This is a genomic window from uncultured Brachyspira sp. (genome assembly GCF_944393015.1).
GTDB lineage: Bacteria > Spirochaetota > Brachyspiria > Brachyspirales > Brachyspiraceae > Brachyspira.
The window spans coordinates 1-22168 of sequence record NZ_CALXYQ010000046.1; the positions used below are offsets into that span (position 1 = coordinate 1).

The window sequence follows — 22168 nt, forward strand, 5'->3', positions numbered from 1 at the left end:
ACAACAAGAATATTTTTTTTAATATAATACTCCTTAATATCGGAAATGAGCACTATAATAAAAAAAAAAAAAAAAAAATCAAGCAAAATATATATTTTTTTGTAAAAAACATATCATATTAATATACAAAATACAGTTTACATTTATTATACAATGAATATATATAAATTACATAAATATTATAATACATACAAATATATTGAAATTTATAAAATTATGTATTAAGATAAACCCTATGAATAATGTATCAGTTTTAATCAAACCATCATCATCTTTATGCAATATAAATTGTAAATACTGCTTTTATATAGATGAAGCCAAAAACAGAAAAATAGAAAATAATGGCATTATGACTGAAAAAGTGATGAAAGCTATAATAGATAAAGTTCTTCAAAATGCTGATAAAAATGCATTGTTTTCATTTCAGGGCGGAGAACCTACAGTAGCTGGTTTTGAATATTTTAAATCGTTTATAGATTATGTGAATATAAGCAATAAAAAAAATATCAATATAAATTACAGCATACAAACTAATGGACTCTTGATAGATGATAAATGGTGCAAATTATTCAAAGAAAATAATTTTTTGGTAGGGCTTTCACTAGATATAATAAAAGATATACATGATAATTATAGAGTAGATAAAAGTAATAATGATACTTACAGCAGAGTATTAGAAACTAAAAAATTATTCGATGCGTTTAATGTAGAATACAATATACTTACAGTTCTCACATCTGAATTATCAAAATATCATAAAGACATATACAAAAAAATAAAAAAGCTCAATATTAAATATACTCAGTTCATACCTTGCCTATCTGAAATGAATTCACCTAGCACGGAATATTCTATAAAACCTAAAGAGTTTTCAAACTTCTATAAAGAAATATTTTCATTATGGAAAGAAGATTTTTTTAATAATAATTATTACAGCATACAGTTCTTTGACAATATCATTCCATTATTTTTCGGCGGCTATCCTCCTATGACTTGCGGTATAAACGGCAAATGTACAAATCAAATAATAATAGAAAGCAATGGAGATGTTTTTCCTTGCGACTTTTATTGTTTAGATGATTATAAAATAGGCAATATAGCTGAAGATGATTTAATGCAGATTTATTCAAGCAGTAAAGCAAAAGACTTTATAAATGAAAAATCAAACAGAATAAATGATGATAAACATACATTATGCCGTTCTTGTAAATATCAAAGAGTATGCAACTGTGGATGCAAGAGAATGGAAAACAATATGTATATAGATGAAAGCGGAGAGTTTTGCGGATTTAAAGATTTTCTTGACTATGCTATAAATGATATGGCTATAGTATGGAAGATGATATCAAGATAATTTAATTATAAATAAATTATTTATGAAAATGATCATATATATTATTTGCTGCTTTATAGCTTATTCCGGGTATATTTCTAATGCTTTCAAATGATGCATTTTTTATATTGTCTATATTTATAAAATGAGAATATAATTTCTCTATAGTTTTCTTACCTATTCCCTCTATGCTTTCAAGTTCGCTTCTAACCATCTCTCTGCTTCTTTTCTTACCATGACTGCTGTTAACCCATCTGTGAGTTTCATCTCTTACCTTCTGTAAAAATAATCTTGCAGGCTCATTATCGCTAAGCTGTACAGGTTCATTTCTATTAGGTAAATATATCTCCTCAAACTTTTTAGCTAATGCCATTATAGGCTGACCTTTTATATCGAGTTCCTTCAATGCCTCTATAGCTGAATTAAGCTGTCCTTTACCGCCGTCTATAAGTATTAAATCTGGGAAAGTAAGGTTCTCATCTCTTAATCTTTTGTATCTTCTGTAAACTGCCTCTTTTATTGAAGCGAAGTCATCTATGCCTGTAACTGTTTTCATATTAAATATTCTATAATTCTTATTATCAGAAACGCCATTAACAAATCGCACCATACCAGCCATAGTATAGCTTCCCTGAATATGTGCTATATCGAAAGACTCTATTATGCTAGGAGCTTTTTTCAATTTGAATATTTCCTGAAGTCTTGTTATTCCTAAAGGTACTTCTCTAATCAATGCTTTTTCTTTGAATAAATGTTTGGCATTTTCATTCGCTATTGCCATTAAACCTTTTCTGCTTTTATCTAATTTTATATCAACATCTCTTCCTGAAACCTGCTTTAAATAATCTTTTATTATATCAACATCATTAAGAGGAAAATCTGTAGATATAGAAGCCGGTATCAAATTGGCATGAGTATAATATTGAGTAAAGAATGCAGAGAGTATTTCTGAATATTTAGACATATTATTTTCATTATAATAATCTTCATCATTAGGAGACTGCATACTGAAAGTTTTTCTGTCTGCAAGTTTACCTCCTTTAACAGATAAAATCACTATAGTATAATTGCCATTCTCTCCATAAGCTCCTATTATATCAATATCATCGCTTTCAGGAATATAAATACTCTGCTCTACTGTTATATATTTAAGCAAGTCAATTTTATCTCTCAAATCTTTGGCCGCTTCAAACTCCAGCTTTTCAGCATGAACAAACATATCCTGTTTTAATCTAGCCACCAATTCATCAACATTGCCCTCAAGCACCATTACAGCATCATCTATAGTTTTATCATAATCTTCTTCTTTAATTAAATCTGCACAAGGAGCAGTACATTTTCCTATATGATGATAAAGGCATGGTCTTATAGGTCTTTTAAGCGGAAAATCATATTTACATCTTCTTAATTTGAAATTATCAATTATAAACTTTACTATATTGTCAGCCCTTTCAGCAGCTACATAAGGACCATAATACTTTTCATATTTTCTGGCATTATCTTTATCTATTACATTTCTAGCCTTTATAACTCTTGGAAAATGCTCATTTGTGATGGCTATAAATGGAAATGATTTCTGATCTTTAAGAAGTATATTATAATGAGGCTTATGCTTTCTTATCATCTCAGCTTCTAATATCAAAGCCTCAACTTCATTTTCTGTAAGTATATATTCAATATCTCTTATATGCTCAACTAATGCTGTAGTTTTAGCATCTTTATTTGAATTATTAAAATATGATGAAACTCTTTTCTTTAAAGATTTTGCTTTACCTATATAAATTATTTCGGATTTGGAGTCCTTCATAAAATATACTCCGGACTTATCCGGAATACGTTTTAATTTATCATGTATATAACTTTTAACTTCCTGATTCATAATTCTCAACTTTTTATCAATTATACATAAAATAAAAAACTTTGTCAAAGCAAAAGTATATTATATATTACTTTATATAATTTTTAATATTATAATGGTTAATATATAGTTAATCAATATAAATAAAAATTTAATTAAAAATTATAAATAGTACAAGTAATAAGGCTAATATTTTAATAGTATTAATATAAATAGCCAGCATTATAACTAATATTTTATTATCACATATCAAAATTAATAAATAAAATTATACTAGCTTTACATTTATAATTAATTTAAGTATAATAAAACTATGAAAGATTTGGAAAAATTAAAGCAAATATTAAATGAAACAGTTACAATAAATAATTTAAATAGAATTAATGATTATTTTATACGCTATTTATTTTCATATGAAGGCAATGAAAACATAGCTTTGAATTTCATTAATGCAGTATTTAAAGATTTAGACTTTGAAACTTTTAATAAAATTGAGATTTTAAACCCATTTAACATAGCAGAAAATTACAATGAAAAAGAATCTATAGTCGATATTAAAGCTATCACAGAAAGCGGAATAACAGTATTAATAGAAATTCAATCCAGAGGTAATGAAGATTTTATAAAAAGAGCTTTATATTATTGGGCTTATAATTATAGCAGCAGTTTAAACAGAGGTTCATTTTATGATGAATTGAAACCAACTGTAAGCATCAATATAAAAAACTTCATACTAACAGATGAGGATAAAGTTCATAATTGTTATGTATTGAAAGAATTAAATAATAATAAGATTCTTACAGATCATTGTCAGCTGCACTTTATTGAGCTTCCTAAATTCAATTTTAAAAATATTAATAAAAAAATAGAAAATCTTGATAATATACATAAAGAATTCATTTCCTGGGTAAAATTCTTTAAAGGAGAAAATATGTCAAATTTAATAAAAGAAAATACTATCTTTGAAGAAGTAGAAAAGAAATGCCATACTTTCGTCAATAATACTCCTGTAATGGATAAATATAAAAAACGTGAAATAGATGCATATTTCTTTGATAGAAGTATAGAATTAGATTTAAAAAAAGCCAAAGAAGAAGGAATAACTGAAGGTATAGAACAAGGTATAGAACAAGGCGAAAAAAATAAAGCAATATCAATAGCTAGAAATTTTAAAAAATCCGGTATAGATATAAAAATCATAAGTGAAAATACAGGTTTAAGTATAGAAGAAATAAAAAAATTATGAGAGTCTATTAAATTTATCTAGTATACATTTAAGCGAATAATTTTTTATGAATATAAATAAAGAAATAAAAAACTTGTGAGTGCCTGACATTCTTTAGAATGGCAGGAGCTATTTACGAACAAGTTTTTTATATATAAATAAAAAATCTCTAGTATATATTAATTGTATTTAAATATAAAAAACAAACATATCCTATAAAATATAAGAAAATGTTTGTTTTATTTATAAAATTAAAATATTTATAATTATTTGCTAGATGCTTTAGTCTCCCAAGGAAATAAAAGCCAATTATCATGATTAATATTTTTATAACTATATCTAGGCTTTATTTTGCTTGTATGCTCTCTTACAAATAAAGTGGCAATATCAAATTTCTGATCATCAAAATATTTTAGAGTTTCACCAGTATCTGATATATCATCAACTATTAAAGCGGCTTTATTCTTTACTTTCAATCTCCAAACTTCTTCCATATTTAAAACCATAGGGATTTTAAGTCTATGAGAAAGCATAACAGCAGGTACTAATCCGCCTCTTGCCAATCCGTAAATAACTTCATAATGAATCTTAGAATCTTCTATTTGTTTAGCTAATACTTCTATAGCTTCATCTATATTTTCCCAAGTGATTATATCGTATTCCATTATAAAAACCTCTTTTACAAATTAAGCTCTTAAATTAATATCAAATCTTGTTTTAAGCATTTCAAGCAAAGATTTTTCTACACTGTTAATATCTTCTTCTCTTAAAGTTTTATTAGGATCATAATAAGTTATAGATATTGCAATTGACTGTTTTCCTTCTTCTACCTGTTCGCCTACATATCTATCAACTACACTAACATTCTGTATAATATTATTAAATTTACTTATAGATTTAATAACTTTGCTGAACTCTATATTATTAGAGCAAACCAAAGCTAAATCTCTGAATACTGCAGGATATTTACCTATATCTTTTAATTTCTGTTTTTTAACTCTCTCTTTAACTAATTTCAAAGTTTTTCTGATATCAATATCCAAGAAATAAACTTCACCGCTTATATCAAAAAGTTTAAGAAGTTTAGGATGAAGTCTTCCAATGATACCTATTTTCTCACCAAATATAACAATTTCACCTGACATAGTTGGTATAAACCATTTATGCTCTTTAGGTATTAAATTATAATCAGTGCATTTTAAATCTCTTATTAAAAGCTCTTCAATAACTCCGCTCATATCAAAGAAGTCATAAGCTCTAGCTTCTTTATTCCATAATTTTTCCTGATAAAGTCCGAACATTACAGCAGATAAATGCTTTTCTTCCATAAAGTTTTCATTTTCTTTATAGAATATATTACCTACTTCAAATAAAGCACCGTTTTTATGTCTATGATTCTGATTGTAAGCAACACTATTAAGAAGAGATGCTAAAGTTGTAGGTCTTAAAACATCCATTTCATTAGTTAATGGGTTTACTACTTTTATAAGTTTTTCTTCCTCTATTCCCATAGCCTTAAATATATTGCTATCGCCCATAGAATACTGCTTAGTTTCATAAAGTCCGTAAGAAGCCATTCTATGCTTAACAAAGCTCACTTCAGAATAATCTGTATTTATAGGATTACATTTGATATGAGGTACATTTGAAGATATATTATTATATCCGTAAACTCTAGCTATTTCCTCTATCAAATCCTCAGCTATAGATAAATCATGTCTGTAATAAGGTATTTCTACTTTAAGGTTATTCTCTCCAAGTGCTACAGCTTTAAATCCATATCTTTTGAATATAGAAGATATTTCCATCTTATTCATATTAAGACATAAATATCTTTTTACAAGTCCGCAGTCAAATACTATTATATTAGCATCAAACTGCTTAACATTAACCTCTTTAGATCTTGAAGCTATTTTACATCCATTATCTAAAGTAACTATTAAATCAACAACTCTATTCAAAGCTGCAAGAGTAAGAGTATGATCTATATCTCTTTCAAATCTGTATGAAGCATCCGTTTTTGTCTTAGTTGCTATTGTAGATTTTTTCACAGCTATATGATCAAAATATGCACTTTCTATTAAAATAGTTTTAGTTTCGCTTTCAATTTTTGTATTATCTCCGCCCATAACTCCGGCAACACCTATAGGCTTTTCACTGTCAGCTATAACTAAAACATCATCTGTAAGGTCTATTTCTCTGCCGTCAAGTAAAGTAATTTTTTCTCCGTTTCTAGCATTTCTAACTATTATTTTACCGTCTTTTATTTTATCAAAGTCATAAGCATGCAAAGGCTGTCCGTATTCAAGCATAACATAGTTTGTAACGTCTACTATATTATTGATAGGATTAATTCCGCACATTTTTAATCTTTTCTGCATCCAATCAGGAGAAGGTCCAACAGTTATATCTTTGATAAGCCTTCCTACATATTTATAGCAGCTTTCCTGATTTTCAACTGTTATATCTATATTACCGCCTGCAGCATCATAAGTATTAACAGATGGAATGCTTACTCTTCTTTCTAAAACCAAAGAACATTCTCTGGCAAAACCTATAATACTTACTAAATCGCCTCTGTTTGCTGTGATTTCAACATTGAATATATGATCTGTGCTTCCTACTATAGTTGAAAGCGAATTACCTAATATGCTGTCTTTATCAGCATGTACTTTTTCTATATCCTCATCTAATATCCAAATTCCGTAAACACCTTCAGCTTCTTCATAGCCTAATTCAGTTCTGGAACATATCATACCATTACTTTCAAAACCTCTTATAGAAGCCTTTTTTATAGTTAATCCATTTGGAAGTTTAGCACCTATCATAGCTATAGGAACATATATACCCTCTTTTACATTAGGGGCACCGCATACTATTGAGAGCGTATCTCCATCACCAACATCAACTTTACATACACTTAATTTATCTGCATCCGGATGTTTATGTACAGATACTATTTTACCAATAATAACGCCTGGTATATCTCCTCCAGTAGTTTCTATTGATGAAATTTCACTTCCTGCAAGTGTTATTTGTTTGGCAATTTCCTCTACGCTAAATCCGTCTAAATTAACAAATTCTTTTAGCCAACTTAATGGAACTCTCATTATTATATCCTCTAACTTAATTCACTTATAAATATTTTAGTATGCTTTTTTGCTATGCTCTACCTATAATAGGCTCAAGCCAGCTTTTTGCTATTATATATAAATCAGCCTTCTTGGCTTACTTAATTAAATATTGCTGCTCACTATTACCATTGCTTTAAGAAATCTATATCATTTTCATAAAACATTCTTATATCAGTTATACCGTATTTAATCATTGCAACTCTTTCTATACCCATTCCAAAGGCAAAACCTGTATATTTAGTTATATCATAACCAACATGTTTAAATACATTAGGATGAATCATACCGGCACCCATTAATTCAAGCCAGCCTTCTCCTCCGCAAGTTTTACATCCGCTTCCGCCGCATATTACACAAGTGGCACTCAAATCAGCACCCGGCTCTACGAATGGGAAAAAATCCGGTCTCAATCTTATTTGTGTCTTATCTCCGAACATTCTTTTACAGAACAATTCTAATATACCTTTTAAATCATTAAAGCTTATTCCTTTATCAACCATAAGTCCTTCAACTTGATGGAATACAGGAGAATGTTTTGAATCTATAGCATCTCTTCTAGCACATTTACCAGGAGAAACTACAGCTATAGGAGGAGGTGTTTCAAGCATAGTTCTTATCTGCATACCTGATGTATGAGTTCTTAATACATGCTCTTTAGAGATAAAGAAAGAATCATGGCTATCTCTTGAAGGGTGATAATAAGGGATATTTAATGCCTCAAAGTTATGAAAATCATCTTCTATTTCATTACCTTCTACAACTCTGAAACCTATTTCTGTTAAAATAGATACTATTTCTTCTTCCACTCTAGTAAGAAGATTAATTCCTGCAGATTTAGGTCTTCTTCCAGGCATAGTTATATCTATTTTATTTTTCTCTAAAGAAGATAAAAATTCCTGTTCGGATATTGCATTTTTCTTCTCGGATAAAGCATTCTCACAGTAGTTCTTTATCTCATTAATCTTTTTACCGAACTCTTTTTTCTCCTCAATATTATCTATAGAAGATAAACTTTTCAAAAGCTCTGTTATCTTTCCCTTTCGTCCTAAATAACGAATCCTTATATCATCTATTTCTGCCTGAGTATTAGCATTTTCTATGCTGTTTTTTAAAAAGCTATGAAGCTCCTCTAGATTCTCCATTGATTTTTCCTATTAAAACAAAATTAAATACCACAATATTATATCATAAAATTATTTTCAATACAATAAAAAAATAATATAATATATTGATGAAATTTATGAGTTATAATTTACAAAATTTTTTGAATATTTTCAATAAGAATTTTAACTTTTTCTAAAATATTTTCATCATAAAATATAACATTTTTTATATCTTTCTCAAAATTATCGGGTATTTTCCTGCATAATTTTAATGCATACTGTATAAGTTTCTTCTCTCCCACATGAAGTTCCTTATTCAAAGCGAATAAAATATCAAAATATGATGATAATATAGCACTAATTCTATGATTAATGCTTACAATATCATTTCTTTTTACAGCTTTCTCCAATTGTTCATAAAATGACGCTATTTTTTTGCCGTACATAACATTGAAATTCTTTTCTATTATGTTGTCTTTTAATTTTTCAGGATATTCCAAGTTTAATTCATCTTGAAATTTCTTGAATTTTCCTTCTTTATCATAAAGTATATTAGAATGTTTAATATTGTATAAAAAAGCAGTAGTATACCCTATTTTTGAATTGCATCCTCTCCACACATATTCCATCTCTCCTTCGATCCAAGACAAATCTCTATACATAAAATCCAAACATATACCGCTTTCTTTAAGTATCATCTCATCGCCATGCTCAAAATAATCATTACCTATTTCAGAGTAAGATGCATACTTATCAGCAAACTCTTTTCTTGAGTCCATATCTTCTCTGCTCTTTGCTGAAGCCTTACAATAAACATAAATATCATAATCCGACATATCATCATTAATCAAGCTAGTTTTTGAACCTGATAAAACTATAGAATCAATATTATTATTCTTAGTCATTATTTTTATATAATCTTCTATAATATGATTAATATCATTTACATTCATAAATTTATCCTAATTTTTAGATATTAATAATTTGTATATTTAAGAATTAATTACTATATTTAGAATAGTTAACATAATCTAACAGTTATATTATAAAAAAATTATTAGCTTACAATATATCCGCACTTACAAATACTTATATAACAATTTGTTTATTATAGCTTATTTATTTCTTCTATAGTTAAACCTGTAATTCTGCTTATATCTTCATTATTCATATTCATATTTTTTAAATTCAATGCTATAATTTTTGCTCTGTTTATTTCACCTTGTTCTATACCTTGCTCTATGCCTTTTTGAAATCCTATCTCTATGCCCTCTTTTTTTCCTGCTTCTCTTTCATACTGGAGCATAGCAGCTTGTCCATAAAGAAAAGTATCTCTTTCATTATAGGCGGACATCTCTTTTTCATCAGCTACAAATCTTTTATATTTATCTATAACTTTAGGCATAATAATGTTACCTCCTATTAACTTATTAATACTTTTTTCTAAATCTTTAGTAGTAAAAAAATCAATCCAAGATAAAAGTTTATTTTTATTATAGTCATCTATACTAGCATTTTTTAATATTTCTACAAATCTCTTAATCTCTATAAAATGTATCTGAAAATCGTCTAATCTAAGATTAGGATTATAAATATCTGCAAATGTCAAACATTTATGTTCTTTTCTTATGTCAGTTTCGCTTCCAATATCTAAATTAAAATTGATAAAACTAATACTAATCATCTGACTTATATTAATATACAAATCACTTTCTTTTAATTCTGAAGCTATATTTTTAGCTATGTAATATAATATTCTTTTTATAAAATTATTATTTCCTACCAACTGTATTTCAATAAGTATCTTTTTACCATCTTTAGTTTTTGCTTTAACATCTAATATAGACTCTTTTAAATTTTCATTTTCAGGTAAGTTATAAGGATTAATTATTTCAAGATTGCTTACAGATTCAAGACCTGCATCATTCAAAACAGCATTAACAATATTTTCTAATATATCTTCATCTCCCTCTTTTCCGATTAGATATCGTACAAATAAATCATTAAGTCTGTTAATCTCTTTCATACTTTTATTATACTAAAAACATTTCAATTTGTCAAAATAAAGCTTAAAATAAAATTACATGCTAACTAATAAATATTATCAATTAAATATAGAAATTTCTGTATACAGTTTATCATCTTCACAATATTCAATTATTTTTAATTTTAAAAGCGTATTTATGAAAATATATGCATGTAGGAATTATACCAAGAGCCCAGCCTACAGGATTTGCAAACCATACTCCTATATATCCGAAAGGTATTGATAAAAGCAAAGAACCTCCTATTTTAATAATAATTTCTGTAATTCCGGATATTAAAGGAATCAATGCTTTTCCTATGGCTCTTACAGAATTATTATATAAAACTATTATACCCAAAAAAATGGGTAGAATAAAGAAGATATTCTTAAATAACCCTTACATATTTCTGATATTATATCTATATATTCATCATTACTTGATATGAATATTCTAACTAAATGATCGCCGAATAAAAATATTATTACAGTAGCTAATATGCTCAATGATAAAGAAAGTAATATTATGCTTTTAAAACCTGATTTTATTCTGTCAATCTTACCTGCTCCGAAATTTTGTGCAGTGTATACGGCAAAGGCTTCCGAAATAACAAAAAATGCCATAGAAGCAAATTGATTTATTCTGTTTCCTGTAGTATATGATGCCACAACATTAGTACCAAAAGTATTAACTACACCGCTTATAATCATCTCGCCTATTGATAAGAATATAGCCTGTACACTCATAGACAAACCTATTTTTATTATCATAAGTAAATTATTAGAATCAAATGACATATCATCTTTACTAAATTTCAAGATAGGAAATTTCTTTATAATATAGAGTATACTCAAAAAAGCTGAAATCATTTGAGATATTACAGTGGCTATTGCAACACCGGCAACATTCATATTTAATAAAACTACGAAAATTAAATCTAATATAATATTAAGTACAGTTGTTAGTATTAAGAAATATAAAGGAGTTTTACTGTCTCCCAAAGCCCTCAATATACTAGCTGCACCATTATAGAAAAGCTGTCCGAATGACAAGCCTACGCATATTCTCAAATAAATTATGGAGTTTTCTATTATATCATCAGGAGTTTTTAAAAGAATCATCAAAGGCTTTGAAAAAAATAAACCGAATATCAAAAGTATTAAAGAACTTCCCAATGTTACATAAATAGAGTTTAAAAAGTTTTTCTAAGCATATTATCATTTTTAGCACCGAAAAACTGCCCCATAACTATAGCAAATGCATTTGTAAAGCCTACCGCAAATGATAAGAAAAAAACATAGTAGAAGTTGTGGCCCCTATAGAAGCTAAAGCCCTAGAACCTGCAAATTTACCTATTATAATAGTATCTGCAACACCGTAAAACTGCTGAAATATTCCTCCTATAAGCATTGGTATGGAGAAATATATTATAGTTTTGAATGGACTGCCGACAGTCATATCTTTTGTCATAATAAATCCTAAAATTTATCTTCTTCTCTTGACAAAAAACTTCATTACATCATTAACATAATCGCTGGAAGTATCAAGAACTATACGCTCTATAGAATTTCTTTTCAAAAAATTGAGTCTTTCTTCCATAATTCTATTCTGTTCATTAAAATATTCTTCTCTTATTTTTTTATTTGACATATCAAAATAAACATAATCATCATTTTCTAAATCGGACAATACTAAAGTACCTCCCAAACTAGGGAGATGATACTCCAAGCTATCATTAACTAAGCATACTATAAAATCATGTTTTTTTCTTGTAATATCTATTTCTTTTTTTGGAAGTTCAGAACAGGCATCTGTAATTAAAAAAGTAATACTGTCTCTTTTTTGTATTCTATTGAAATATTCTAAAGCATTAGCTACATTAGTCTGTGTACTTTTAGGGTTGAATTCTATAAGCTCTCTTATTATTCTAAGTACATGATTTTTACCTTTATTTAAAGGAATGAATTTCTCTACGGTATCGGTAAATATTAAAAGTCCTACTTTATCATTATTTTTTAAAGCCGAAAAGCTAAGCAATGCACTAAGCTCTACTATTAAATTATGTTTTGTTTTAGTGAATCCGAAATCTGTAGAAGCCGAAAAATCTGCAAGTATTACAACGCTAAGTTCTCGCTCCTCTCTGAAACGCTTAATGAAAGGCTCATTATATCTAGCACTAACCTTCCAGTCCATAGCCCTTACATCATCGCCTATAGTATATTTTCTTACTTCATCAAACTCTATACCCTGACCTTTGAAAGCAGAATGATACTGTCCTGCAAAATAAGAGTTAACTATTTTTGAAGTTTTTATTTCTATCTGTCTTACGGATCTAAGTAAATCCTGAGTTGTTATATTGCTGTCTTTAAACATTAATACCCTAATTATTTTTTATTGTGAATAGTATTATATTATTAATCAGTAAAAAAACAATACCCATTAATCATAATGAATGATTAAAAATCATAATTTTAATTGTTGTAAGATTCATACACAAATATCAAATAAATTATTTAATCAATATTATTAATCTTTTTATGTATCTACAATAAGCTTATAATAAACTAACTTACTTTTTATATTTGTATTTCTGATATTAAAAAATTACTTTGCACCATTGGCTTTAAGAAAATTAACCATCTCTTCCTGTTCTTTTTCCTTAGCCATACTTAACGCTGTTTTTCCATTTTGTGCCTTATGATTTATATCAGCTCCTGCATCTAGTAAAACCTGTGCCATTTCCAAATTTCCTCTAATAGCAGCACCCATTAATGCAGTATATCCTTCATTAGTAGTAGCTTCAATATCAGCACCAGCCTCTAATAAAGCTTCAACTATTACTATATGATCCTCTATAGCAGAAACTATCAATGGACGATATCCCACTTTATCAGCTTTATTAATATCAGCTTTATTTTTTATTAATTCTTTCACAATATCACTATGTCCGTCTATACATGCAGCTAATATGGGAGAAGTACCATCATCAGCTGTTATATTAATATCAGCGTTATTCTTTAATAATTCTCTTACTACATCTGTTCTTCCAAATCTAGCAGCATATATTAAAGCAGATCCGCCATTAGAACCTTTTTCATTTATATTTGCACCAGCTTTTATTAATTCTCTTACGATACTAACATCTCCAATAATGGCTCCCATCATTATTGCAGTATCACCAAATTTATTCTTTTCATTAACATTAACGTCTAATTTTATAAGCTCTCTTACAATATCAGCATATCCGCTGTCTGAAGCCACCATCAAAGGAGTACTTCCATTAACATCTTTTATATCTACTTGAGCCCTTGCATTAATGAGCATTTTTAGAATAGATAAATTCCCATTAACACAAGCCCACATTACAGCAGTCCAGCCATCTTTATTTTTTAAATTTAAATCAGCTCCTTCTGATATTAAAATCCTTACTGTACTAGTTTTACCCTCTAATACAGCAGCCATTACAGGAGTATTTCCAAAACTATTGCCCATATTAATATCAGCGCCATTTGATAATAATTCCTCTACAATCTTATCAAAACCAAGGAGTGCCCCCCATATAAGAGGAGTATTTCCTTCAGCATCTTTAACATTTACATCTGCTCCATCTTCTATCAATTTTTGTAAAGTTTTGATATCGTTATTGGCTATAGCTTTTATTATTGGTATGCTTACAGGAGGGTCCTGCGATTCCTGAGAATATAATATACCAGCAATAAAAAGAAAAATTATAATTAATGACTTTCTTAACATAATACTTTCCAAAGCATAAGATTGCATCATTATAACATATATAAAATATTATTATAATCACTATTATATAATTTTTTCATTTTTTTTCATAAAAAACAATTATTCATATTGATATTAGTACGTATACGTATTATCATTTAAATAGATAAGGAGGTATAAATCATATTATTTTGGCAAAAAACTTTTTTCATTTATTTAATATTAATTTTTTCACTGTTTGCAGCTGAAAAGACTCCAATGGATTACCTAAACGATAATACTCCTTTAAAACCAACTAAAGTATTTGATAATGTATATTGTATAGGTTCTGTGAGCGTTGTCGCTTGGGTAATAAGTACATCAGACGGCTTAATATTGATAGATTCTATGTGGGATGACAGAGATTCTAAACTTATAGAAGATGGAATTAAAGGCTTCGGATTAGACCCAAAACAATTGAAATATATAATATTGAGTCATGGACATGGAGATCATTATGGCGGAGCTAAATATTTAAGAGAAAAATACGGTGCTAAAGTTATACTTACAAAAACAGACACTGATTTAATGTACAATTTAAACACAGGAGCTAATTCTCCTCGTTCTCCAAAAACAAAAGTTGATATATATTCAAAAGATAAAGATATAATAAAACTAGGAGATACAAGCATAACTATATTAGAAACACCTGGTCATACCGCAGGATGCACTTCTTTTATATTTCCTGTAAAATTCAGAGGAAAAGAATATACTGCTGTACTTTGGGGAGGCACAGGACTTCCAAAAGATAGAGATTTAGTATCAAAATATAAAACTTCAGCTGAATATTTCAAAAAAGAAGCTATATCAAGAAATGCATCTGTATCATTAACAGCACATCTATTCGCTGACAATGGATATGCTAATTTAGAAAAAGCAGGCAATCTAAAAGCAAATGAACAAAATCCATTCATTATGTCAAAAGAGAATATGGAAAAATATTTAAATTCCTTAATAGAAAGAGCTGAAAAAGAATTAAATAAATAAAAAACAGCTGAAATTATTAACAAAAAACAAAATATATGCTATCATAATATTAGTTTATGATAGCATTTTTTATATTAGGAGTTTAATATTAAAAATATAGGATATGATGTCTGTTATACTGCCAGAAAAATATATCAGTATATAGGCAAACAAATAAATGAATTTGATATTACACCTGAACAGTTAATAGTATTAAAAGAACTTGCAAAAGAAGAAGGAATATCTCAAAAAGAATTATCATTCAGACTCGATAAAGATCAAAATACCGTAAAAGCGATGATAGACAAATTGGAATCAAAATCTTTTATAATTAGAAAAGAAAATAAACTTGATAAAAGAGCCTTTTCATTATTTCTAACAGATAAAGCAAAAGAAAAGCTTCCTATTATGGAAACTTATGAAAATAAAGTTTTAGAAAATATAGTAAAAGAATTAAGCGAAGAAGATACAGATAAATTTATATCTATATTGGAGAAAATAAGAAAAAATATATCAGATGTATAAAGGCAAAGGATAATGGCTATATTATAAAATTATCCTTCACCTTGAAATATCATTTATTGCTGAAATAATACTGCTTTGAAATTTTTAGCTATATTGCAAGCAACTTCATAGAAATGTTCAGCCGGTTTTTCTTCAAATACTTGATTTAAGCATTCTTTAAACAAATCAAGCCAAACATCAAAAAGCTTAATATCAAAAGGAAGTAAATTAATATGAGGCTGTACAGGATTTCCCATATATAAATTTTCATTCAAAAGCATAGTCTTCCAAAATTTAGCTATTTTTTCTTTGTGTCTTTCCCAAGAAGCATCATCAATACCAACAGCCCCATTAAATATAGGTCCCAATTGTTCATGTGTTCTAATTTTGGCATAGAATATATCCATTAACTTTTCTACACCTTCATTGTTTATTTCATTGTATTTCATATTTTATCCCCATTTTATTATTTATATATAATATAATAAAAAATTTCAATATTATTATATATTATAGTCCTATAATAAATTTTTTTCTATAATTCTTATCAAATTCTTGATAATTTTATAAAGATTTATAAACTAATATTATTGTTAAGTATAGCACTATATAAAATATAAATAAAAATAGATATATAGTTCAAATTAATATTTTTTATTATTGTTGTGCTGCCTATGCCTAATGGATTAATTTAATGGCTTCGGCTCGATTTTGATATTTTTATTCTAATTATTATTTCATTATATTAAACAACTATATTAATAAAAATAAAATATTACACTTCTCACATAATATTATATAAAAAATCAAAATAAAAAAATACGGGAAGATAATTTGTATATCTTACCCGCATTTTTGATATAAATGAGTAAAAATAATATTATTTCTTAGTATAGTCGTAGAAACCTTTTCCAGTTTTCTGTCCTAGTAATCCGCCTCTAACCATTTTTTTAAGTAAAGCACTAGGTCTGTATTTAGGATCACCTGTTTCTTTTTGTAGAACTTCCATAATAGCAAGAACTATATCAAGTCCTATTAAATCACCTAAAGCTAAAGGTCCCATTGGGTGATTAGCACCTAATTTCATAGCATTGTCAATACCTTCAGCTGAAGCGATACCCATAGAATATAATTCAATACCTTCATTGATCATAGGAACAAGTATACGGTTAACTACGAAACCAGCTGTTTCTTTAACTTCTACAGGAGTTTTTCCTATTTCTTCAGATATTTTAATGATTTTTTCAACTATATCTCTAGGAGTATTAAGACCTGAAATAACTTCAACTAATTTCATAACAGGAGCTGGGTTAAAGAAATGCATACCTACAACAGGTCTGCCTATTCCAGCACTTATTTCTGTAATAGAAAGAGAAGAAGTGTTAGAAGAGAAAATACAATCAGGTTTACAAATTTTATGTAATTCAGAGAATGTTGTTTTTTTAACTTCTAAATTTTCAAAAGCAGCTTCAACAATTAAATCTGCATCTTTACAAATCTCTTTTAAACCAGTAGTAATTTTAGACAAAATCTTATCAGCATCAGCCTGCTGCATTTTACCTTTAGCAACTCTTCCAGCAAAACCTTTAGCGATTTTTTCTTTACCGCCTGCAGCGAATTCTTCTTTTATATCACATAAATAAACTTCATAACCTTCTGTTTGAGCAAAAGCTTGTGCTATACCAGAACCCATAGCACCTGCACCAATTACACCTACTTTCATTTTATAACTCCTTTTTTATTTATTATTTACAGCTATAAACCCACTTTATATAGCTAACTGTTTATAGCTTTAAAATTTTATTATTTATTAACAAATTTTTCAACTTTTCTTTTTTCTAAGAAAGCTTTCATACCTTCTTTTTGATCTTCAGTTTCAAAACAAGAACCGAATAATTTTTCTTCTATAACGATAGCTTTATCCATATCAACTTGTAAGCCCTCATTAATAGCTTTTTTACAATTACGTACAGCTATAGGAGCAGCAGCAGCTATAGCATTAGCCAATTTTTCAGCTTGAGCCATAAGATCTGCTTGAGGATAAACAGTATTAACAAGACCTATTCTTAAAGCCTCATCAGCTTTTATATTTTTAGCTGAATATATGATTTGTTTAGCCATACCAACACCAACTATTCTAGGAAGTCTTTGAGTACCTCCGAAACCAGGAGTAATACCAAGTCCAACTTCAGGCTGACCAAATATAGCATTTTCAGAACAAATACGTATATCACAGCTCATAGCAATTTCACATCCGCCGCCTAAAGCAAATCCATTAACTGCAGCTATTACAGGAATAGGGAAAGTTTCTATTTTTCTAAATACATCATTTCCTTTTTTACCAAAAGCTTCTCCTTCTGCTTTAGTACATGTGCTCATTTCAGCTATATCAGCACCAGCAACAAAAGATTTCTCTCCAGCACCTGTTAATATTAAACATCTTATATTGTTAACATCTACTGCATCAAAAGCTTTTTCAATTTCACCTAAAACTTGAGAGTTAAGAGCATTAAGAGCTTTTTCTCTGCTTATGGTAATAATACCAATCATACCTTTTTCTTCATATTTAATAAATTCCATTTTTTCTCCTTACCACAATAAAATTATTATTATGAAGCATAATTTCATATTTCTATACTAGCCTTTGTATTAAGAAATCACACTACAAAGGCTAGTATTTAATAACCTTACTTTTTCAAAGTTATTTCATTAAATAAATCAGACTTAAACACTATCTATTATTAAAAATTACTATTTACTATTCTCTTTCTACTATAGTAGCACAACCCATACCGCCGCCAATACAAAGAGTAGCAAGTCCTCTCTTAGCATTTTTAGCTTCCATTTCATGGAGTAAAGTAACAAGTATTCTACATCCAGAAGCACCTACTGGGTGTCCTAAAGCTATAGCACCGCCATTAGGGTTAAGCTGTTTTTCTACATCGATACCTAATTCTTTACCAACAGCAACTGATTGAGCTGCGAAAGCTTCATTAGATTCAATGATATCAAAATCTTTAATAGTTAAACCTGTTTTAGCCATTACTTTTTTAGTAGCTGCAACTGGTCCGATACCCATAATTCTAGGTTCAACACCAGCCAAACCGCCTGCAATCCAAGTAGCCATAGGTTTAATACCTAATTCTTTAGCTTTTTCTTCGCTCATTACTACTACAGCAGCAGCTCCATCATTAATACTAGAAGAATTACCTGCAGTTACTCTTCCGCCATCTGGTTTGAATGCTGGTTTTAATTTAGCTAAACTTTCTACTGTAGTTCCAGCTCTAGGGCCTTCATCTTTATCAAATACTATATCGCCTTTTTTAGTTTTGATAGTTACAGGTACTATTTCTTTTTTGAAAGCACCAGCTTCCTGAGCTTTAATTGCTTTCTGCTGAGAATTAGCAGCAAATGCATCTAATTCTTCACGAGTAAGTTTCCAATCATCGCAAACGTTTTCTGCTGTAATACCCATATGGTAATTATTAAATGCATCTGTTAAAGCATCATGAACCATAGTATCTATTACTGTATCATTACCAAGTCTGTAACCATAACGAGCTTTTTTAAGAGCATAAGGAGCTAATGACATATTTTCTGTACCGCCTGCAACAACTATATCAGCATTTCCAGCAGCTATCATATTAGCAGCCATATTTACTGCATCAAGTCCTGAACCGCAAACAACATTTATTGTCATAGCAGGTACTTCTACTGGTAATCCTGCTTTTATAGAACTTTGACGAGCAACGTTCTGACCTTGTGATGCTTGTATAACACAACCCATATATACCATATCAACTTGATTAGGAGCTACTTTAGCTCTATTCAAAGCTTCTTTTATTACTACTGCACCCAACTCTGCAGCTGGAACTGTACTTAAAGATCCGCCCATACTTCCTATTGCTGTACGGCAAGCACTAGCTATTACTATTTTTCTAGACATTTTTAATCTCCAAAGAATTATTAAATTCCACATTTCTATTAATGTGTTGCTTTCAGTATAGTACATTTTTTTATCAATTTCAATTAATTCTTTATATTTTTTTTATAATACCTGACTATAGTATATTATTTGCTTATTTTAGTTAATAAATTAATTAAAATAAAAATATCATTAGTACATAATTATGAAAATTATATATTATAATTTATACATATACTATATACCTAATTAGATATATAACTATTATATCTTTTTATTAGTTTTTATGATAAAATATATAAACTATGATTAAAAATATTATAAAATTACCTCAATCAGTAGCTAATCGTATAGCTGCAGGAGAAGTTATAGAAAGACCTTCTTCTATGCTCAAGGAATTACTAGAAAATGCCATAGATTCAGGGGCTTCAAATATAGAAGTTTCTGTAGAAGAAGCAGGTATTAAATCTATGATAGTAGAAGATGACGGCAATGGAATAAGATTTGATGAGCTTCCTTTGGCTATAACTCATCATGCCACAAGTAAAATACATTCTATAGAAGATTTGGACTCTATATATACTCTTGGTTTTAGGGGTGAGGCTTTAGCTTCTATATCGGATGTTACAAATTTAGAAATAGTTTCAAAGAGCGTAGAAGAAAGCAATGGAGGAAAAATAATAGTGGAAGGTGGTAAAATAATAGAACATAAACCTGCCGCTGCTTCACAAGGAACAAAAATCATAGCTAAAAATTTATTTTTTAATATTCCAGCTAGATATAAATTCTTAAAACATATTTCAAGAGAGTTTTTCTTAGTTAAAGAAGTTTTTGATATGGAAGCATTGGTTCAGCCTAAAATATCTATGAAACTTAAAAATAATGGTAAGGTTGTAAGTTCATATATAAAAGTGGATACTCTAAAAGAAAGAATAGAAAATTATTTGTCTGACAGCAATGTATTTAGAAATTTAATAGAAATTGAAATAGAAAAAGACGATGTATTAATATACGGTTTATTTTCAAATTCTAAAATAAGCCAATCTATGAGAAAGAATAATTTTATATTCTTAAATAATAGACCTATAGAGAATAGAGTTCTTGCTTATGCCATAAAAAATGCATATTCAAATGCTATACCTAAAGAGAGATACCCTTTCTTTTTCCTATACATAAATATAGATAGCAGTAAAATAGATGTGAATGTTCACCCTAGTAAAAAGGAAGTTAGAATAAAAAATGAAAGAGAGATTTCAGGAATACTGTATAATACCATAGTAAACAATATAAATTCAGGAAATAATTTTGATTCTGTTAATATAGAAGTGGATATTGATAAAGATATTACCCCTACTTTTCCTATACAGCAGAATAATAATTACAATACATATAATACTTCAAATTATAATACTGAATCAGCAAATGAAATAAAATATGATAATACAAGCTATTCAAATAATAATTATAATAAAGATGATTTAAATGTAGAAAATAGCAATATAAATGACAATATAATAGAAGAAAATAGTATTAATAAAGAAATAAATTTAAATAACAATAATTTTACATACAATAATATAGAATTTGGAGAGTATACAAGGGCCATAGGACAGGTATTTTCATCATATATAGTAGCTGAAAGAGGCGGAGAAATGTATATAATAGATCAGCATGCCGCTTATGAAAGGCTTAATTATGAGAGAATATACAAAACTCTTATGTCAAAAAAAATAGAATATGAAAAACTTCTTATACCTTGTGAAATTGAGTACAGAGATTATGAAATTGATATTTTAAATGCTTCAAAAGAATCAATAGAATCATTAGGAATAAAATTTGAAGCTAATTCAAAACATAGCATTATAATAGAAGATATACCAATATACATTCCTAGAAATCAAAAAATTGAAAAAATCATAAAAGATATTTTGGATATATACATTTCAAAGGGCGACAATAACAATTTAGAAAAAGTTATAAAACATACCTGCTCTACTATATCCTGCAAATATTCTCCAAAGGCTGGAGATAAACTTTCAAACAGCGATATGCAGACATTGCTTGATTTGCTTGAAGAAGAAAATATACTTACAAACTGTCCTCATGGAAGACCTTTTGTATTAAGGCTATCAAAAGAATATTTAGATAAAAAATTCTTTAGATAATACAATTTATTATTTTACTAATAATAAACTTATTAAAAAATAGCTTGTTATTTATGATTACAACATTAGCTTTACATTTATAGTTAATTTAGTATAATAAAGTTATGAGAAGTATTAATGTTTTGAATGACTATTTTATGCGTTATATGTTTGCCAAAGA

17 protein-coding genes and 1 pseudogene are annotated in these 22168 nt (G+C 28.1%); 5 read left to right on the forward strand and 13 right to left on the reverse strand.

What is annotated here, in order from left to right:
• Positions 1-235: 235 nt before the first annotated feature.
• Positions 236-1354 (forward strand): SPASM domain-containing protein, encoded by a 1119-nt coding sequence (locus Q0K19_RS12265; RefSeq protein WP_297248353.1) that lies wholly within the window; start codon positions 236-238, stop codon positions 1352-1354.
• A gap of 16 nt (positions 1355-1370) precedes the next feature.
• Here Q0K19_RS12265 and uvrC read toward each other — a convergent pair whose 3' ends face one another.
• Positions 1371-3212 (reverse strand): excinuclease ABC subunit UvrC, encoded by a 1842-nt coding sequence (gene uvrC / locus Q0K19_RS12270; protein ID WP_297248355.1) that lies wholly within the window; start codon positions 3210-3212, stop codon positions 1371-1373.
• Positions 3213-3504: 292 nt separating this feature from the next.
• Here uvrC and Q0K19_RS12275 point away from each other — a divergent pair, with 292 nt between their 5' ends.
• Positions 3505-4437, forward strand: coding sequence for an Rpn family recombination-promoting nuclease/putative transposase (locus tag Q0K19_RS12275; protein ID WP_297248357.1), 933 nt, complete (start codon positions 3505-3507; stop codon positions 4435-4437).
• A 245-nt stretch (positions 4438-4682) separates the two neighbouring features.
• On the opposite strand, the gene Q0K19_RS12280 is transcribed toward Q0K19_RS12275, so the two are convergent.
• The 8 genes and pseudogenes from Q0K19_RS12280 to Q0K19_RS12325 form a co-directional block, all read right to left on the reverse strand.
• A complete protein-coding gene (locus Q0K19_RS12280) occupies positions 4683-5081 on the reverse strand; it encodes a phosphoribosyltransferase (protein WP_012669679.1) in 399 nt (132 codons plus the stop codon).
• 21 nt (positions 5082-5102) lie between these two features.
• Complete coding sequence (gene pheT, locus Q0K19_RS12285; RefSeq protein WP_297248361.1) at positions 5103-7526, reverse strand: phenylalanine--tRNA ligase subunit beta; 2424 nt, start codon at positions 7524-7526, stop codon at positions 5103-5105.
• A 146-nt stretch (positions 7527-7672) separates the two neighbouring features.
• The gene (pheS, locus tag Q0K19_RS12290) at positions 7673-8692 is read right to left on the reverse strand and encodes a phenylalanine--tRNA ligase subunit alpha (RefSeq protein WP_297248363.1); all 1020 of its coding nucleotides are present in this window, start codon (positions 8690-8692) and stop codon (positions 7673-7675) included.
• Between the two features lie 110 nt (positions 8693-8802).
• Positions 8803-9606: a DUF4037 domain-containing protein gene (locus Q0K19_RS12295; RefSeq protein WP_297248365.1), complete on the reverse strand. Its 804-nt coding sequence runs from the start codon at positions 9604-9606 to the stop codon at positions 8803-8805.
• A gap of 155 nt (positions 9607-9761) precedes the next feature.
• Positions 9762-10679: an Rpn family recombination-promoting nuclease/putative transposase gene (locus tag Q0K19_RS12300; protein ID WP_297248367.1), complete on the reverse strand. Its 918-nt coding sequence runs from the start codon at positions 10677-10679 to the stop codon at positions 9762-9764.
• Between the two features lie 127 nt (positions 10680-10806).
• Positions 10807-12147 (reverse strand): annotated as a pseudogene (locus Q0K19_RS15435) (MATE family efflux transporter).
• Positions 12148-12162: 15 nt separating this feature from the next.
• Positions 12163-13050, reverse strand: coding sequence for a DUF58 domain-containing protein (locus Q0K19_RS12320; protein ID WP_297248375.1), 888 nt, complete (start codon positions 13048-13050; stop codon positions 12163-12165).
• A 231-nt stretch (positions 13051-13281) separates the two neighbouring features.
• Complete coding sequence (locus Q0K19_RS12325) at positions 13282-14430, reverse strand: ankyrin repeat domain-containing protein (RefSeq protein ID WP_297248377.1); 1149 nt, start codon at positions 14428-14430, stop codon at positions 13282-13284.
• Positions 14431-14589: 159 nt separating this feature from the next.
• Between Q0K19_RS12325 and Q0K19_RS12330 the strand changes: the two genes are divergently transcribed.
• Positions 14590-15435 (forward strand): MBL fold metallo-hydrolase, encoded by an 846-nt coding sequence (locus tag Q0K19_RS12330; RefSeq protein WP_367172169.1) that lies wholly within the window; start codon positions 14590-14592, stop codon positions 15433-15435.
• 168 nt (positions 15436-15603) lie between these two features.
• Entirely contained in the window at positions 15604-15939 is a 336-nt protein-coding gene (locus Q0K19_RS12335) for a MarR family transcriptional regulator (protein ID WP_297248392.1), read from the forward strand.
• 53 nt (positions 15940-15992) lie between these two features.
• Here the strand turns inward: Q0K19_RS12335 and Q0K19_RS12340 are convergent, their stop codons facing one another.
• The 4 genes from Q0K19_RS12340 to Q0K19_RS12355 all read right to left on the reverse strand — a co-directional run bounded on the left by Q0K19_RS12340 (position 15993) and on the right by Q0K19_RS12355 (position 19864).
• The gene (locus tag Q0K19_RS12340) at positions 15993-16367 is read right to left on the reverse strand and encodes a group III truncated hemoglobin (RefSeq protein ID WP_297248380.1); all 375 of its coding nucleotides are present in this window, start codon (positions 16365-16367) and stop codon (positions 15993-15995) included.
• 431 nt (positions 16368-16798) lie between these two features.
• Positions 16799-17641 (reverse strand): 3-hydroxyacyl-CoA dehydrogenase NAD-binding domain-containing protein, encoded by an 843-nt coding sequence (locus Q0K19_RS12345; RefSeq protein WP_297248382.1) that lies wholly within the window; start codon positions 17639-17641, stop codon positions 16799-16801.
• A gap of 80 nt (positions 17642-17721) precedes the next feature.
• On the reverse strand, positions 17722-18498 hold the full coding sequence (locus tag Q0K19_RS12350; RefSeq protein WP_297248385.1) for an enoyl-CoA hydratase-related protein: 777 nt from the start codon (positions 18496-18498) through the stop codon (positions 17722-17724).
• 178 nt (positions 18499-18676) lie between these two features.
• The gene (locus tag Q0K19_RS12355) at positions 18677-19864 is read right to left on the reverse strand and encodes an acetyl-CoA C-acetyltransferase (RefSeq protein WP_297248387.1); all 1188 of its coding nucleotides are present in this window, start codon (positions 19862-19864) and stop codon (positions 18677-18679) included.
• 284 nt (positions 19865-20148) lie between these two features.
• Here Q0K19_RS12355 and mutL point away from each other — a divergent pair, with 284 nt between their 5' ends.
• Positions 20149-22008 (forward strand): DNA mismatch repair endonuclease MutL, encoded by a 1860-nt coding sequence (gene mutL, locus Q0K19_RS12360; RefSeq protein ID WP_297248390.1) that lies wholly within the window; start codon positions 20149-20151, stop codon positions 22006-22008.
• The last annotated feature ends 160 nt before the right edge of the window (positions 22009-22168 follow it).

What these genes read in the sequence shown, in the direction of transcription:
- uvrC (WP_297248355.1), bottom strand. Translation starts at nt 3,212, where the DNA reads ATGAATCAGGAAGTTAAAAGTTATATACATGATAAATTAAAACGTATT.
- Q0K19_RS12355 (WP_297248387.1), bottom strand. Translation starts at nt 19,864, where the DNA reads ATGTCTAGAAAAATAGTAATAGCTAGTGCTTGCCGTACAGCAATAGGA.
- Q0K19_RS12320 (WP_297248375.1), bottom strand. Translation starts at nt 13,050, where the DNA reads ATGTTTAAAGACAGCAATATAACAACTCAGGATTTACTTAGATCCGTA.
- Q0K19_RS12265 (WP_297248353.1), top strand. Translation starts at nt 236, where the DNA reads ATGAATAATGTATCAGTTTTAATCAAACCATCATCATCTTTATGCAAT.
- Q0K19_RS12325 (WP_297248377.1), bottom strand. Translation starts at nt 14,430, where the DNA reads ATGTTAAGAAAGTCATTAATTATAATTTTTCTTTTTATTGCTGGTATA.
- Q0K19_RS12300 (WP_297248367.1), bottom strand. Translation starts at nt 10,679, where the DNA reads ATGAAAGAGATTAACAGACTTAATGATTTATTTGTACGATATCTAATC.
- Q0K19_RS12275 (WP_297248357.1), top strand. Translation starts at nt 3,505, where the DNA reads ATGAAAGATTTGGAAAAATTAAAGCAAATATTAAATGAAACAGTTACA.
- Q0K19_RS12280 (WP_012669679.1), bottom strand. Translation starts at nt 5,081, where the DNA reads ATGGAATACGATATAATCACTTGGGAAAATATAGATGAAGCTATAGAA.
- pheT (WP_297248361.1), bottom strand. Translation starts at nt 7,526, where the DNA reads ATGAGAGTTCCATTAAGTTGGCTAAAAGAATTTGTTAATTTAGACGGA.
- pheS (WP_297248363.1), bottom strand. Translation starts at nt 8,692, where the DNA reads ATGGAGAATCTAGAGGAGCTTCATAGCTTTTTAAAAAACAGCATAGAA.
- Q0K19_RS12350 (WP_297248385.1), bottom strand. Translation starts at nt 18,498, where the DNA reads ATGGAATTTATTAAATATGAAGAAAAAGGTATGATTGGTATTATTACC.
- mutL (WP_297248390.1), top strand. Translation starts at nt 20,149, where the DNA reads ATGATTAAAAATATTATAAAATTACCTCAATCAGTAGCTAATCGTATA.
- Q0K19_RS12340 (WP_297248380.1), bottom strand. Translation starts at nt 16,367, where the DNA reads ATGAAATACAATGAAATAAACAATGAAGGTGTAGAAAAGTTAATGGAT.
- Q0K19_RS12345 (WP_297248382.1), bottom strand. Translation starts at nt 17,641, where the DNA reads ATGAAAGTAGGTGTAATTGGTGCAGGTGCTATGGGTTCTGGTATAGCA.
- Q0K19_RS12295 (WP_297248365.1), bottom strand. Translation starts at nt 9,606, where the DNA reads ATGAATGTAAATGATATTAATCATATTATAGAAGATTATATAAAAATA.